The 14,619-nt window shown below is 51.7% G+C and carries 20 protein-coding genes; 9 read left to right on the forward strand and 11 right to left on the reverse strand.

Annotation, left to right across the window (positions count from 1 at the left end):
- Positions 1–25: 25 nt before the first annotated feature.
- From LOK74_RS16630 to cysK, 3 genes are all read right to left on the reverse strand, one after another.
- Positions 26–334 (reverse strand): YuzD family protein, encoded by a 309-nt coding sequence (locus LOK74_RS16630; protein ID WP_230043136.1) that lies wholly within the window; start codon positions 332–334, stop codon positions 26–28.
- Positions 335–433: 99 nt separating this feature from the next.
- On the reverse strand, positions 434–1,567 hold the full coding sequence (locus LOK74_RS16635; RefSeq protein ID WP_230043137.1) for a bifunctional cystathionine gamma-lyase/homocysteine desulfhydrase: 1,134 nt from the start codon (positions 1,565–1,567) through the stop codon (positions 434–436).
- A gap of 1 nt (position 1,568) precedes the next feature.
- Complete coding sequence (gene cysK, locus LOK74_RS16640; protein ID WP_230043138.1) at positions 1,569–2,492, reverse strand: cysteine synthase A; 924 nt, start codon at positions 2,490–2,492, stop codon at positions 1,569–1,571.
- 281 nt (positions 2,493–2,773) lie between these two features.
- On the opposite strand from cysK, the gene LOK74_RS16645 reads away from it, so the two are divergent.
- The gene (locus LOK74_RS16645; protein WP_230043139.1) at positions 2,774–3,001 is read left to right on the forward strand and encodes a NifU family protein; all 228 of its coding nucleotides are present in this window, start codon (positions 2,774–2,776) and stop codon (positions 2,999–3,001) included.
- A 36-nt stretch (positions 3,002–3,037) separates the two neighbouring features.
- Here LOK74_RS16645 and LOK74_RS16650 read toward each other — a convergent pair whose 3' ends face one another.
- Positions 3,038–4,018 (reverse strand): alpha/beta hydrolase, encoded by a 981-nt coding sequence (locus tag LOK74_RS16650; RefSeq protein WP_230047036.1) that lies wholly within the window; start codon positions 4,016–4,018, stop codon positions 3,038–3,040.
- Between the two features lie 29 nt (positions 4,019–4,047).
- The gene (locus tag LOK74_RS16655; protein WP_230043140.1) at positions 4,048–5,139 is read right to left on the reverse strand and encodes a hypothetical protein; all 1,092 of its coding nucleotides are present in this window, start codon (positions 5,137–5,139) and stop codon (positions 4,048–4,050) included.
- A gap of 178 nt (positions 5,140–5,317) precedes the next feature.
- Here LOK74_RS16655 and LOK74_RS16660 point away from each other — a divergent pair, with 178 nt between their 5' ends.
- A complete protein-coding gene (locus LOK74_RS16660; RefSeq protein WP_230043141.1) occupies positions 5,318–5,863 on the forward strand; it encodes a phosphatidylglycerophosphatase A family protein in 546 nt (181 codons plus the stop codon).
- 21 nt (positions 5,864–5,884) lie between these two features.
- On the opposite strand, the gene LOK74_RS16665 is transcribed toward LOK74_RS16660, so the two are convergent.
- The 5 genes from LOK74_RS16665 to LOK74_RS16685 all read right to left on the reverse strand — a co-directional run bounded on the left by LOK74_RS16665 (position 5,885) and on the right by LOK74_RS16685 (position 9,573).
- Positions 5,885–6,655 (reverse strand): TIGR01457 family HAD-type hydrolase, encoded by a 771-nt coding sequence (locus tag LOK74_RS16665; RefSeq protein ID WP_230043142.1) that lies wholly within the window; start codon positions 6,653–6,655, stop codon positions 5,885–5,887.
- 81 nt (positions 6,656–6,736) lie between these two features.
- Positions 6,737–7,369 (reverse strand): helix-turn-helix transcriptional regulator, encoded by a 633-nt coding sequence (locus LOK74_RS16670; RefSeq protein ID WP_230043143.1) that lies wholly within the window; start codon positions 7,367–7,369, stop codon positions 6,737–6,739.
- A gap of 119 nt (positions 7,370–7,488) precedes the next feature.
- A complete protein-coding gene (hepT, locus tag LOK74_RS16675; protein WP_230043144.1) occupies positions 7,489–7,923 on the reverse strand; it encodes a type VII toxin-antitoxin system HepT family RNase toxin in 435 nt (144 codons plus the stop codon).
- Between the two features lie 18 nt (positions 7,924–7,941).
- Complete coding sequence (locus LOK74_RS16680; protein WP_230043145.1) at positions 7,942–8,064, reverse strand: amino acid ABC transporter permease; 123 nt, start codon at positions 8,062–8,064, stop codon at positions 7,942–7,944.
- A gap of 189 nt (positions 8,065–8,253) precedes the next feature.
- Complete coding sequence (locus LOK74_RS16685) at positions 8,254–9,573, reverse strand: EAL domain-containing protein (RefSeq protein WP_230043146.1); 1,320 nt, start codon at positions 9,571–9,573, stop codon at positions 8,254–8,256.
- A 191-nt stretch (positions 9,574–9,764) separates the two neighbouring features.
- On the opposite strand from LOK74_RS16685, the gene glpX reads away from it, so the two are divergent.
- From glpX to LOK74_RS24400, 6 genes are all read left to right on the forward strand, one after another.
- Positions 9,765–10,757, forward strand: coding sequence for a class II fructose-bisphosphatase (gene glpX / locus LOK74_RS16690; RefSeq protein WP_230043147.1), 993 nt, complete (start codon positions 9,765–9,767; stop codon positions 10,755–10,757).
- Positions 10,750–11,019 carry a DUF3055 domain-containing protein gene (locus tag LOK74_RS16695; protein WP_230043148.1) on the forward strand — a complete coding sequence of 90 codons (270 nt, stop codon included), beginning with the start codon at positions 10,750–10,752 and terminating at the stop codon, positions 11,017–11,019. The genes glpX and LOK74_RS16695 overlap by 8 nt, the downstream gene beginning before the upstream one ends.
- 354 nt (positions 11,020–11,373) lie before the next feature.
- A complete protein-coding gene (locus tag LOK74_RS16700) occupies positions 11,374–11,805 on the forward strand; it encodes a hypothetical protein (RefSeq protein WP_230043149.1) in 432 nt (143 codons plus the stop codon).
- A 110-nt stretch (positions 11,806–11,915) separates the two neighbouring features.
- Positions 11,916–12,245, forward strand: coding sequence for a helix-turn-helix domain-containing protein (locus LOK74_RS16705; RefSeq protein WP_230043150.1), 330 nt, complete (start codon positions 11,916–11,918; stop codon positions 12,243–12,245).
- Positions 12,212–12,766, forward strand: coding sequence for an IS3 family transposase (locus tag LOK74_RS16710; protein ID WP_230043151.1), 555 nt, complete (start codon positions 12,212–12,214; stop codon positions 12,764–12,766). Before LOK74_RS16705 ends, LOK74_RS16710 begins: the two co-directional genes overlap by 34 nt.
- 10 nt (positions 12,767–12,776) lie before the next feature.
- Positions 12,777–12,953 (forward strand): IS3 family transposase, encoded by a 177-nt coding sequence (locus LOK74_RS24400; protein WP_420908683.1) that lies wholly within the window; start codon positions 12,777–12,779, stop codon positions 12,951–12,953.
- Between the two features lie 60 nt (positions 12,954–13,013).
- Here the strand turns inward: LOK74_RS24400 and LOK74_RS16715 are convergent, their stop codons facing one another.
- Positions 13,014–13,619, reverse strand: a complete 606-nt coding sequence (locus tag LOK74_RS16715) for a YutD family protein (RefSeq protein WP_230043152.1) — start codon at positions 13,617–13,619, stop codon at positions 13,014–13,016.
- A gap of 124 nt (positions 13,620–13,743) precedes the next feature.
- On the opposite strand from LOK74_RS16715, the gene LOK74_RS16720 reads away from it, so the two are divergent.
- Positions 13,744–14,562 carry a YhcN/YlaJ family sporulation lipoprotein gene (locus tag LOK74_RS16720; protein ID WP_230043153.1) on the forward strand — a complete coding sequence of 273 codons (819 nt, stop codon included), beginning with the start codon at positions 13,744–13,746 and terminating at the stop codon, positions 14,560–14,562.
- The last annotated feature ends 57 nt before the right edge of the window (positions 14,563–14,619 follow it).

The raw sequence follows: 14,619 nt of genomic DNA on the forward strand, positions 1-14,619 counted from the left end.
CTGCCCTCCGGCAGCCACCTTTTTCTTACGCTTCGTTTGCAGACAACCCCAATCCTTCCAGCTTTTTATAAATGTCTTTTAGCTTGGGGTTGCCTTCTCCGACAATTTCCCCGGAAATTACGACAAGCGGGTACCATAAGTCCTCACCGACGATCCGCTCTGCCCAGCTTTTGTCTTCTTCTGTCACTGCTTGCTGAAAATCACAATAGCGGACTTCACAGATATTCTCACCGTACTTCCTGGCTAATGCTGCTCTCAACCATTCCGCCGTCTCTTTTGCCGATGGCAGGTTCACACAGCTGGCACACAACTGCTCCGTTCCGTATACAGTCACCTCTACCCCACCGAAACGACCTCCTCCTTATGGAGAAAGCTGCCGCTGTTCTCTCCTTGACAGTCAACCTTGGCAGTCCATTCTCCGAGTACTTGTTCGTCAGGCAAGCGCCTGTTCCAGATCATCGATCAAGTCCTGTACATCCTCAATGCCTACCGAAATGCGGACCAGACCGTCGGTAATCCCCAGTTCCTGCCGTCTCTCTGGCGGGATGGAGGCATGTGTCATTCGTGCGGGTACGCTGATTAAGCTCTCAACCGCTCCGAGTGATTCGGCCAGCGTAAAATACTTTACTTTGGCCAGCACACTTTCCGCACGCTCTCCGCTGCCGACGTCAAATGAAATCATACCGCCGAATCCGCGTGCTTGACGCTTGGCCAGTTCGTGCCCGGGATGGCTGGGCAAACCAGGATAATTGACCCGGTTGATGTCGTTTCTCTCTGCCAGCCACTTGGCAAGCGTTCTAGTATTGGCCTCATGTTCCTCCATCCGGATTCCCAGCGTTTTCATCCCCCTGAGCAGAAGCCAGGAATCTTGCGGACCCAAGACAGCGCCAATCGAGTTTTGCAAGAAGTGCAAGTCTTCGCCAAGCTGAGGATCTTTGGTTACCGCCAATCCGGCTACAACGTCACTGTGCCCGCCCAGGTACTTGGTCGCACTGTGGTAGACGATATCGGCACCTAGATCGAGCGGATTCTGCCAGTACGGTGTCATAAAGGTATTATCGACAACGAGCAGCACTCCTTTTTCTTTGGCGATGCCGGCTACCGCTTCGATATCGCTCACTTTGAGCAGCGGGTTGGTCGGTGTCTCCAGAATAATCGCACGTGTCTGGGGCTGAATCGCCTGCTTGACTGCTTCCAGATCACTGGTATCAACGTACGTCACTTCCAGCCCGAGACGGGTGAAGACGCGTGTAATGACTCGATACGTCCCCCCGTAAACGTCGTCGCCAACCACGAGGTGATCTCCTTTGTTAAACAAAGACAAGATGGTCGATAGCGCCGCCATACCCGAGCCGAAAGCAAAGCCGCGACTACCGCCCTCTACTTCCGCGATATAGGTTTCCAACGCATGTCGGGTCGGATTGCCGGTACGGGAGTACTCAAATCCCTTGTGCTTACCGATCGCTTCTTGCTTATAGGTACTGACCTGGTAAATGGGGACGACAACAGCTCCTGTCTGAGCGTCACCGTCTATTCCACCGTGAATCAACTTTGTTTTTAGCCGCATCTCAGATCCCTCCCTGATAAATTTTTTTACTCAAATAGCGCTCGCTGCTGTCGGGGAAGATGGTCACAATATTCGTCCCCGGCTCTGCCTGTTTTGCTTCTCGCAGAGCAGCTGCCATCGCTGCACCCGAAGAACTGCCCACCAGCAGCCCCTCTTTTGCTGCCAGCTGCTTGACCAAATCAAACGATTCTACATCCTCAATCGTATAAATGGCGTCAAAATACGTCGTATCCATAAATACAGGCAAGAATTCCATACCGATTCCTTCCGCCTTGTGCGGCCCTGGCTCGCCCCCGTTTAGGATCGACCCCTCCGGCTCGACAATGACCGTCTTTACCGCCGGGTTTTTCCCCTTTAGATAGCGAGCTGCCCCCATAAATGTTCCACCTGACCCGGCACCAGCCACGAACACATGCACCTGTCCGTCCATCTGCTCCCAGATCTCCGGGCCAGTCGTCTTGTAGTGTGCCTCGGGATTGGCCGAATTGGCGAATTGCTGTGGTACATACGAATCAGGGATCGTGGCAGCCAGTTCCTTGGCTTTTGCAATAGCCCCTTTGATACCCTGCTCCGTAGGCGTATTGACTACTTCCGCTCCCAGCGCACGCATCAGTTCCTGTTTTTCTTCGGAAAACTTCTCGGGCACACAGAAAATGACCCGATAGCCGGTGCCAACCGCTGCAAGCGCCACCCCAATGCCGGTATTGCCCGCAGTCGGTTCAATAATTGTGCCGCCTGGCTTCAGTTCACCGCTCTCCTCTGCAGCACGAATCAATTCCAATCCCAAACGGTCCTTCACACTGCCGCCAGGGTTGTAAAACTCCAGCTTGGCAAACAGCCGGACTCCTTCGGGAAGTGGAAACTGAGTTAGTTCCACAATGGGAGTGTTCCCGATCAGTTCTTTTACATTGCGATAGACATTCACTTCTTTATCCCTCGTTTCCCATGATGAAAGGTAGTACAACTCCGCTAATCGGACAACAGGCAGGTTGATCTGTCTCCGCTTCTTCCTTTAATGCTATACGATTGGCCGCAAACTGTCCACATACGGACTTGCAGTGAGCAAAGTGCACGAAGCCGTGGATTTCTGAGGTCAACACGAGTATAATAAAGGTATGTAAGACAACAAAATGGCTGATCCCCTTTTCTGTGTGCTCCTCTTGCGAGTGACAGAAGGGGTTCCATACAAAAAAGGAGTGATCGAACATGACCATTATGGATCAAGTGGAAGAAGTATTGGATAAACTTCGTCCGTTCCTGCAGCGCGATGGTGGTGACGTCGAGCTGGTCGATGTGGAAGACGGAATCGTTAAACTGCGCCTTATGGGAGCATGCGGCAGCTGCCCTTCCTCCACCATCACCCTGAAAGCGGGTATCGAGCGGGCGCTGTTTGAAGAAGTACCTGGCGTCAAAGAAGTCCAACAAGTATTTTAAACCATCATACTCAGTATGTGTCAAAACCCCTTTTTCCTATGGCGAAGAAGGGGTTTTCCTTTTTCCTCCGTCTCCTTGGCTCCATTGTTCATCGGGTCTGTCCTGTACGCTCCGCTCCAAAAAGGAAAGGACGCGTTCCGTATATTCCTCCGGGTATGCGGCATAACTGCGTACGTGGCCGGTGCCGGGAACAAGCCACATCTCAGCACACGGATGGTTGATCGTCTCCAGCAGCCGACAGCTATCCTGAAAGGGCACCGTCTCGTCACCCGTCCCGTGAATCAAAAGGACAGGTCGAGGAGCTAGTCCCGCTGCTGAGCGATACGGCTGGACGCTGCGTGGGTTGGCGCGCAGCAGCAGCGGAATCAGTGTGAGAATAATCATGTTGAACGGAAAGTGAGGCAACCCCGTCCAGTGCGGCAGGTTTTCCTGCAGATAGTCCCAAAGGGAGTAGAAAGGAGAATCAGCTACCACTGCTTTGACCCGATGATCCACTCCCGCAACCAGCAGAGACGTAGCCGCTCCCATAGAAAACCCAATGAGCGCGATCTGCTGCTGCGGATAGTGATGGCTGACATAATCAATCGCCCCGAGCAGATCGCGCTGTTCATACAATCCTACCGTTGTTACTTCTCCTTCCGACAAACCGGCATTGCGGAAATCAAACATGAGGATGTCGTATCCCTTCGCCAAAAGCCTGCTGGCCAGAGAAAGCGCAGGCAGATGCGGCTCCAATCTATTCTGTCCATATCCATGGGCGAAGATCAGTGTGCAGCCGTTGTTTTTCACACCATTGTCATCTGCGCTGATATACCAACCACTCAGCAAAATCTTGTGATCTTGACTGGGAAAGAGAACCGTCTGATAGCTGGCCATACCGAACCTTTCCGGCTCCATACTGATTGGTTTGCGAGGCGGATGCGTCAGTCTCCAGCCGACGGTAAGTGCAATTCCGATCACCGCTCCCGCTCCCAGTACCAAGACGACTGCTGCTGCACTTATGAGCACCCAAACCATCACTGTTGTTGAACCCCTTCCTCCATACACTAGCCCGTCTTCGCTGCTGTCGCGGCCTCAACTGTTCCTTCTGCTTTCCTCCCTCGCCACAGCCAGTCGATGGGACGGATCCGGACGCCAAAGCGTTCTTCTATCACCGACGGAAAGTCGCGTACTGCATCTCCTAGCGTGAGCAGTTCTTCATCCAACTGTTCCTGCCATTCGTGATCATCCCATTGTTCTCGTCCCTGCAGATCAAGCCGATCATACATCTCAGCATACCGCAAAAAACGCCCCGGGAACAGCAGCAGTGCATAAATCACAGCATATTCTGCCTCCTGAAGAGCAGATACACTGTTGTACCCTTCCAGAAACGAACTCACTCGCTCCGGATGCCATCCATGCAAGCGAATATCCGCTTTCAGCCATTGTCCGATGTCACGAGTCCGCATGTCAAAAACCCAAGCGTATTGACCGGACACGAAGCGGGATCCGTCCTCATCAAACAGGACAAACCCGTGATCAAAGTTTTGGTAGGCCACTCTACCGTATTTGACCGTCTCTTTCGCTACTTTTTGATAACCGCAGTCGTTTAAATACTGGATCGCCGTGTCGCCCAGGTGGTGAACATACGTATACGTCGTTAGCAGGTGTTCATCAATCGGTGTAATCTCCCTGCCGTTTTCTTCAATCTGGTCCCGATAGGATTCGTAACGACGCAATCGTTTTCTCCACATCGAGGGCCATCCCCCCAACGAACGAAACTGCGGGAAAAATAACTCCCCTTTCACTGTGGCCGTCGCCTGATGAAACTCAGCAATCGTTTGACCGGTAACAAAAGGGAGATTATCAGGGGTTGCCTCTCGAACCGCTGGCTGTACATAATACAGATCTCCTCCATTTTGCACGTGCCGCTTGCCGAGCAGGGTCTCGGAAAACGACAGCGGACGGAGGTTGGGGACTGCTTCCACATGGCGGCTTACGAGCTCAATCAGTCTCTGTTTCTGCCGATAGGCGGCAGGACATGAGTATAAATAGTATAGACCGCGATCCGTTTGTAAAACAGTCTGCGCTCCCCTTTGCTGTTGATCGTAGATGGTAATCCCGAATTCATCTTGAAGGATTGTCCGTATGCGCTCCATCACTCTTTCCTCCCTTCAACACCTGCACATGCTAAGGTATTGTATGTAGGAGAGTCGGGATAGGTGCCTATACAAACGTCGTACATTTTTTTGGTATCCATATCGGATTGGGATAGCGTGACCGATGTTCGGCAGATAATAGTGCTTGTACCGCTGAGGAGGAAGGAGACTGGTCAGATTGAACGCTGCGACAATCAACGGTGGTGACGTGTACCGCAACGCGATTCAACTCCTGCAGCAGCGCGGTGTACAGCTTGAGGATATTGCCGAATTGGTCATGTTTTTGCAAAAAGACTACATCCCTGATCTGGAACGGCAGACCTGTCTGGACAGTGTGCAGGCTGTTCTGCAGAAGCGCGAAGTACAAAATGCCTTGCTAACCGGTATTCAGTTAGACATGCTGGCCGAACAAAACCGGTTGATCTCTCCGCTGCAGGAGATGATGATGCGGGATGAACCCTTGTATGGTGTAGATGAGGTCATGTCTTTAGCTATTCTCAACATTTACGGAAGTATCGGGTTAACCAATTACGGCTACATCGACAAGTTGAAGTACGGTATCCTGGAACGCTTAAACGACAAGCAGTATGGTGTCCATACCTTTTTGGATGACCTCGTCGGTGCAATCGCCGCGGCAGCGTCAAGTCGGATCGCCCACAATTACTATGAGCGGGAAGAAGAACGGCAGCACATGAAAGAGCGTTTCAATCAAACCGTGAAATGAGGACAAGCTGCTCCGTACCTCTCACTTCGTCCACCAGCTCCATAGATCGGAAGCGGTGTAGGTTGGCCGAACCGGATGCTCGTGCGCATCATCGATGGTAGAGAAACCGGTCAACACCAGCAGACTGTCCATGCCGCTGTTGGCAGCCGCCTCAATATCCGTATGCAGGTTGTCGCCGACCACTAACGTCCGCTCCCGCTTTGTTCCTAATCGCTGCAACGCGAAGTCAACAACCCACTTGTTCGGCTTGCCGATCACAATCGGTTCTACGCCAGAGGCGACACGTATGGCTGCCACTAGTGATCCGTTGCCTGGGGCCAACCCCCTCTCAGTCGGCAGGGCGGCATCGCCATTGGTCGCCACGAATAGCGCCCCTTGCCGGATCGCACGGGAGGCGACCGCCAGTTTATCATAGCTGAATGTACGATCGATGCCGATGACGACGGCTTGGGGCTGCTGATCATCCACGACGAAGTCAGCCTGCTCCAACGCCGTGCGCAGCCCTGCTTCACCGATGATATACAGAGGGGTGCCTGGCGCCAACCGCTGCCGCAGAAAAGCAGCAGTGGCCAAGCTAGAAGTGTACACCTCTTTTTCCGTTGTCGGCAGCCCCATGGCGGTTAGCCGCTCAGCGATCACCTGCGGAGTCGCCGAGGAGTTATTGGTCAGATAGAGAAAGGGAATCTGTTCCCGCTTCAGGGCCTGTACAAATCGGACTGCTTCTGGAATCACCTGGCTGCCCCGATAAATCGTCCCGTCAAGATCAAGCAAAAAGGCTTCGTATTGTTTCATCGCACCCACCTATCTTCTCCTTTTTTCGATAAAAAGAAAAAGCCACTCTGAGCGAGTGGATCCTAATCCTATCCTGACAGGTCAGCCGGACCTGTCTTTGATCCGGTAGACACAATTGTCTCCCCCTTTGGCCATGCAGGACGTCTGTTCCACCTCAGCGTCGAGGACGCGGCGAAACAGGGAAAGCTCGCAGTTGCAAGCATGGTGAAACTGCCTAGCAACCTGGGAGATCGGACAATTGTATTCTTTCAGGTAATACGTGCCGTTCTTGTCGTCATGTTCCCATTCCACCATGTAGCCTTTCTGGTTTTGCAGTTCTGCCAGAGCGGCAACTCGCTGTTTCAGGTCTCCTTGGACATACGTGCGGTAGTTTTGTTCCAGGCGATCCTCGCGACGGCGGAACAGTTTCTCCACTTTGTCCGGCCCGTCTACGTCCTGCAGATCGTGCAGGAAATCCAGCGTCAAATCATGGTAGTTGCGCGGAAACAATTCATCCGCTTCTTCGGAGAGGGAATACACGTTGGTCGGTCTCCCCATCGCCTGTCGTACGAGCGAAGATTTGATCAGGTTGTCCCTTTCAAGGGTATTCAAATGGCGGCGTACAGCCATTTCCGTAATCCCGAGTTCAATCGCCATATCACTCACAGGGAGTGGTCCCTTTGTTTTTAACATATGCAAGATTTGGTTACGAGTGGACGTCTGTTCAGTACTCACGATCCATCACCACCCTTCTACATGCTATTTTACCCTATCATCTCCCTTTAGTAAACTAAAGATAGATTTTTGTTTATAAAATCCGTTTTTGCCTAAAAACTCCCCTTGGGACTACCGGTTTAGAATAACTCCTGCTTGATATACTGCCTAACTGCCGACGAAAACCGGGCAAGCGAATCGAGTGAGACACGTACCAGCCGGATCATTTCCAGTTGTGGTACGTCCGTATAATTGTGTACCAGCTCTTTTCGAAAGGCAACAAGCTCAGTAAGTACAGCAGCGGATTGATCATCAAGCACTCGTTCGTCCCGCAAAATTTCCACGATGTCCGTATAGCTGCCCGGATCGCGCATGATAAATCCGTCAATCAAAGCATTGCCCGTATCCACAATCGCTTCAATCGTCGTGTGCAGTGCCCGCTCAATCGCAGCAACCACAGTTTGATCTGACAAAATATCAGCGTCCGGCGCGTTGATCAACGTACGCAGCAGCCGAAGTCTTTCCTCCAGGTGCAAAAGCACGCTTTCGATCCGATCTGTATTGAGATTGTACATGCAGCATTCACCCGCTTGTTATTTTTTCATCTGATCGCGTTTCTTTTTTGACGCCCGCTTGGCGTATAGAAGCGTGCCGACAAATGTCAGGATCAATACGATCAGTACTAATTCTCCCTGCATGAGATATTCTCGATCCACACCCTTCACCCCATTTCCGTATCAAGTATATCAGAAACCTTATGAGAGCCGTTAGAAAAGGGGTGCGAAAACAAAAACAAGCTTCCCTGTCCGATCAGGCAGACAGAAGGAAGCTTGGTAAAAGAACAGTTGACGCCCTGCCTCACCGGCAAGGGATCAATGTAGGTGGTTTCTGTATGATGAAATGGACTATTCCGTGCCAACTGCCATCTCTTGAAACGGCTTCTGCGGCTTGGAGAACAGGAATCCCTGTCCATATGCAACGTTTTTCCGGATCAGTACAGCAGCCTCCGCCTCTGTCTCGATTCCCTCCGCCACTACCCCGCAGCCGATTCGTTCAGCGATCAGCAGGAGAGCCTGCAGGACGGAATCTTTGATCTCATGCTGATCAATCCCCTGGATGATGGACCGATCAACCTTGATAAACTCGGGCAATAGTTCAGAAATCATATGTAAACTGGAGTAGCCGGCACCCGTGTCGTCAACGGCAAAGCGGAAACCTGCCTTGCGAAATGCAGCTAATGCCTGAAAGAAGGACGGATAGTCATCCACTGCATGCCGCTCCGTTATCTCCAGCACAATCTGACTGGGTGAAATCCTGGGGAAACGCTTCATCTGCTGCATCACCTGCTGGTAAAACAGGCTGCTGCACAAGCTGGGAACAGTCACATTGATAAAAATAGGACTCTTGTTCTGCTTGTTCTCCACTTCGCTCAGAGCCTTCTGAATGACAAGCAATTCCAAAGGGATCAGCATCCCCGCAAGATGGGCAAAATGAAAAAGCTGCTGCGGCTGGTTGTATAAGGTCTCCTTCGGCCCGCGTGTCAGGATTTCCCACCCCTCCACCTCACCCGTAGAGAGTGAGATAATCGGTTGGGCCAACACCTGAATATCCTCTTCTTCAATAATCCGGCGGATATCTGCACGGTAATTGCCCAGATGGGTATGAACAGCTTGCTTGGCCAGCGACTGAACATCTCGCATCGCGGATGTAAACGACTCGTAGGAATCTTGCCTGTTGAGGTCGATCCTGGTTGATGCCGAAGATAAGGTGATCCCGACGTCGAGAAAAGCTGCCGCGCGAATATTGAGCTCCCGCTCCACTTCATGGCGGATCTGGTCGGTTCGCTCTTGCAGCCAGTCAGAGCAGAACTCCTCGTGCCGATCGCGAAGCAGAATGAAGTAATCGTCTAGATCATATCGCTGCAGGACAAACAGATCTTCATCTGCGACGCATCTGCGCACCACATCGGCAAATACCTCAGCGACCGTCTCCTCTGTCTGCAACACCACATGAGGAGGATACACGGCTTTTACTTCTCCATACTGCTGCACATGAAAAAATAGCAGTGCGCAGCGTTCGCCCGTTTTGCAGCACTCATCAATCCGTTCCAGTACGACATCTCGCAAAGAAAAGTGAGGGGGAAACAATTTGAGTGCGCGAGATGGGTAAAGCAGTTGAATCAACATTTTCAGCTTGTCCCAACCCCTGTGTGTCCTTGGATACACTGCAGCCCCTCCTACTATTCTGTTGATCACCCTACTCCTCATCTATCGACGATAAGTACAGGAGTTGATTCCCATTGCTACTGCTATATTAGTAAAATTAATGGGAACATTCAACTTCAATATGAAAAGTAACCAACTATGCTACAATGGATAAGGAAATAAAGCATCGAACGCAGAAAAAGGAGGGTCTGATGGACAGGGAATTGGCGTTAGAGGTGGTACGGGTCACAGAGATGGCGGCCCTTGCATCCGCCCAGTGGCTCGGACGTGGCAAAAAAAATGAAGCAGACGGCGCAGCAACAAATGCGATGCGGACGATGTTTGATACCATTGCGATGCGCGGCACGGTCGTCATTGGTGAAGGCGAGCTGGATGAAGCGCCGATGCTATACATAGGAGAGCAAGTAGGCAGTGCAGGGGCGAGCGGTCCGGAAGTGGATGTTGCGGTCGATCCTCTGGAAGGTACAACCATTGTAGCCAAGGGACACGCAAATGCCATGTCTGTCCTTGCGATTGGCGATCGAGGGACGCTGTTGCATGCTCCTGACATGTACATGAGAAAAATGGTAGTGGGCCCTCGTGCTGCCGGAAAGATCAACCTGGACGATCCGATCGACACGATGATTGAAGTGGTGGCTGAAGCAAACCATAAACGGGTGCAAGACGTTACCGTGATCATCCAGGAACGTGAACGACATCAACACATCATTGAAGCTGTCCGGGACAAAGGGGCACGCGTAAAACTGTTCGGGGACGGCGATGTGGCAGCCGCAATCGCCGCCTGCATGCCGAATACAGGCATTGATCTCTTTCTCGGCATTGGCGGGGCGCCCGAAGGGGTCATCAGCGCCGCTGCAGTCAAGTGTCTGGGCGGCGATATGCAATCACAGCTGAAGCCGCAAAACGAGCGAGAGCGGCAACGCTGCGTGCAAATGGGGGTTACCAATCCGGAACAAGTATTGGCATTGTCCGACCTTGTTGGCGGAGATGATGCGATTTTTGCCGCTACCGGGGTGTCAGACGGCGAGCTGCTGCAAGGTGTTCGCTATCTCGGCGACAACCTGGCGGAGACCCATTCGCTGGTGATGCGCGCCAAAACCAAGACGATCCGCTTCATCCGTGCGGTGCATAACCTTGAGCATAAACCTCATTTTGTGAAGGAAGCAGGTGGGATAGATGTCTGACGATTTGTTTTACCTCTACGACGAGACAGAGGATACCAGCACTCGCTTTGTCAGCTTTATTGGAGAAACCAGCCGCTTTGATCTGGCGATTACGACAACCAACCGCTTTTATGGCAAAAAACTGGTCATCAACATCCAAAATGGTCGCAGTGCGATCATTGGCGAAGATGATCTGAATGAAGAAGGTTATCTGGAGTACGCTTTTCAGCTTACCGAAGCAGAAGCGGAAGAGTTAAAGACGTTTTTGCTGCGCATCGTGTAAATCGAGAAAGCCGTCAGGGGAAAAGACTCCCTGACGGCTCTTTGCTTTGTACGCACAGAGTGGGGGGCGCAAAGAGAAAAACAGGCGAGCTCCGCTCGTGCCAGTGCCTGCGGGGAAGCCGGGATGGCCGTCTCCGCTCCAACAAAGCGGTACGGCGGCCAAAAGCCCTCAAGGGGCGAGGGGAATTCAAGGGAAGCGTTGTCTGCTTCGACAAATAACGGAGAGCTATGCCCCAGACTTTGTGGATGGGAACACCGGTTGCAACGCCCATTTTTCTCGGGACAAATCGCCTGTGTCATCCGCCCACCGTATACTACTGTGGAACAAAAAACACAGAGTGAGGAGCGTCGAGAAGTGAGTATGCAACCGTATCATCCCTATCCGCATGCAAAGCCGGTTCCTCAGGCTGCCCCTGCTTATGCCCAAGCTGTTCCAGCTTATGCTCAAGCTGTTCCAGCTTATCCGCAAGCAGCGGGCTTTCAGCCTCAGCCGGTACCGGCTTACCCTTATCAAGCCGTACCGGTCCAGTTTCGGCGGCGCAGAGATCGCTTTGACAGTCCGGAAGACATCGCACGATTTTTGCTGCCTTTTGTGATTCTATCTCCTTTTCTGTATTCTTCGCCGTACCAATATTACCCCTACGCGCCTTATACGCCGTATGCGCCCTACTACTCGCCGTACACACCCTACACACCGTATTCCCCGTACTCCTTTTACCGTCAGACCGCTGGTTCTGAGTACCCGCAGGTGGACGGCGAGTCCGGTCTGCCATTCAACGAACAGTAGCAAAAAAAGCATTCCCCTGATTTATTGGAAAAAGTGAAGTGCACCCCTTAAAGTAGACATTGGAAAAACCCCTAGGGAAAACCGATGTTACTTTAGGGGGTGTATTCTTTATGGCATTCAAAGGGCAAAAGTTCAAGCATTATCCAGAATCACTCAAGATGGAAGCAGTCCGTCTACATGTGGAAGAAGGCTGGAGCTACAGAAAGATTGCGGATCATATGGAAGTTCAGGACAAGGATCGTGTTAAGGTTTGGATGAGAAAGTATCGTGAGGATGGGCAGGCTGCATTCGAGGATAGACGAGGCAATCCACACAAGGTGGAAACGGAGCAAGAGCGAGAAATTAGACGTTTGCAATTAGAGGTAGATGTCCTAAAAAAGTGGTTACAAATCTTGAATCGGGAGGGTTGCAAAACCGACACCTCGTTGTCGATGAACTGAAGGATAAGCAGAGCGTTAAGGAACTTTGTGCTTATTTAAGAATAAGCAGAAGCGGTTATTATGCCTATCTGAAGCGTAAAACGAAGAATCCAGACGGAGAACTGAAACGCAGGATCATGGCGATCTACGAGCAACGGAATAAGACTGTAGGCTACCGGCGTATTCAAGACGAGTTATGCCGTCAGTATCAAATGATCGTCAATCATAAGAAGGTTCTGCGTCTTATGCAAGAGCTAGGCATAAAAGCAATTATTCGTCGTAAGTATGTCCATCGTACAACTCGTGAAGCAGCGTTATCGGACGGAAGGATTGCTGAGAATTTGCTGCAACGGGATTTTACGGCAAGTGCTCCTAATTGTAAGTGGGTAACAGATGTAACTCAGTATCGAGTACTTGACGACAGGATTTACTTATCCACAATCATGGATTTGTGGAACGGAGAAATTATTGCGTACCACATAAGCAGTCGCAATGACAATCCACTTGTTTTGGAGACGTTTAGGAAGGTGTTCTTGTTATGACAATGCCGCTATGGAGAGCTTCTTTTCTCATCTCAAGACAGAAGCACTCTATCCTTATGATATACGAAGTATTGAAGAGGCACAAAGGCGAATTGAGGAATATATCGACTTTTATAACAATAACCGCGCTCAAAGAAAACTAAACAAGCTGGCACCTGTCGAATACAGGAACCAGCTTGCTGCCTAGGGCTTTTTTTCAATGTCCACTAAATGGGGTCTTGACCACGCGGAAAGGTGCTTTTTATTTTTACCCTTGCGGATCTTTCTTGACAGATCCTCCTGTCATGACTTGCTCGCGCTGCGGCTGTCCGTTTGATTTAGGAGACGATTGGCGTGGCTTGCTCCCATCCTGTCCCGAGTCTTTGCGATCCTGGTGCCGTCCATGGCGGGAAGAGCGGGAGACTTTATCTCCGCGCTCCGACCGGGAACGGTAATGGCGTCCCCGATCCCCGCGTCCATTGGATCGCTGTTGACCCTGTGGGCGATTGGACTGTTGTTCCTGGTGGCTCGACTCTGCTTCCGCCCCATTGGGATGCTTCTCCTGGCTGACGGCAGCCGGTTTCCGCTCTCCGTCAGTCGAAGAGGCGAGGCGCCGAAGCACGAAATAGGCACAGCCAAAGTTGCAGAATTCGTGCAAATACTCATCAAGAGAAGCGATCTTTTGTTCAAACGGAACTTTCCGGTTCACATTATCATAGAAACCCCGCAGGCGAAGTTGACCATATCCCCAATCGCCAACGATGTAGTCGTATTTGTCCAGGATATCACTGTAGCGTTCCTTAAAGATCTCCGGGTTCCAACCACCTCGATGTTCCTCGACCAGTTCAAATGTTCCAGCTTGGGTGCGGATCAAAGCGCGTTTCCTCCCTTTTCGAGTCCATCTGATCCCATCTTACCACATTTTTCGAAGCGGGACATAATATTCCCACGGAAAACGCTCTGCAGGCTTGGGCACCCTACCTGCAGGAGGTGTAAACATGACGAAAAGATGGCTGTATGGGATGATCGCCAGTTTTGCCCTGCTCGTTTCGGCATGCGGAGCTGGAAACAATGCGGCTCCCGATTATACCAATAACTATGGGACAACTGCTTATCCTGCTCCAAATGGCTACGGTGGTACAGCCAGTCCGACCAATCCGGCAGGAGAAGCAGACACCAACGGTCCTGCGGCCTTGCGAAACGGACAGACGTATCAGTCGCTCTACAAGGCAGCAGGAGTGCGCACGACAGGTATCCGCGGAACAGGTGGCGCAGCCAGAGGGGGCAACAATGGAACGACCAACATGACGCGGATGGGTTATGTACAGGTGGACGGCAACTCCCTGCGCAACGGCACCATGAACAGTGTGTATGTTGATCGCGACGCGCTGGCACAAGTGGTCGGAAATGTGACAGCCGGTGTGCCCGGTGTCAACACGTCATCAGTGCTGGTCTCGGATGAAGAAATCTTCGTCGGGTTGGAGCTCGCCGATAACAACCGGCAGCGGGCAGCCTCTATCAAGAAAAAAGCCAAGATGAACGCCTGGTCCGTCTCACCGCGATACTTCAAGGTGTATATTACCGACAAAAGAGATACCATTCGTGAAATGGCCCGCATTGCCAGTCGTTCCGCAAACGTCAATGTAGCAGGATTCAACGAAGACCGCAGGATCGACGACTTGATCCATCGCTTCGGTGGTTTGACCGATGGGGAAGATTGGCCCCGTAGATCAGGCATGACGACGGAGATGCGTGATCAAATGGACATTGGCGACACGATGGAAGGCCAGATGACCCAACAAAACCGGAAGCGCTGATCTGTCTTCCGTCTATACGGTATGATAAATCCCCTACGTCCACCTGATGGCGGAAAT

The sequence above is a fragment of the Brevibacillus humidisoli genome (assembly GCF_020923435.1).
GTDB classification, from domain to species: Bacteria; Bacillota; Bacilli; order Brevibacillales; family Brevibacillaceae; genus Brevibacillus_E; species Brevibacillus_E humidisoli.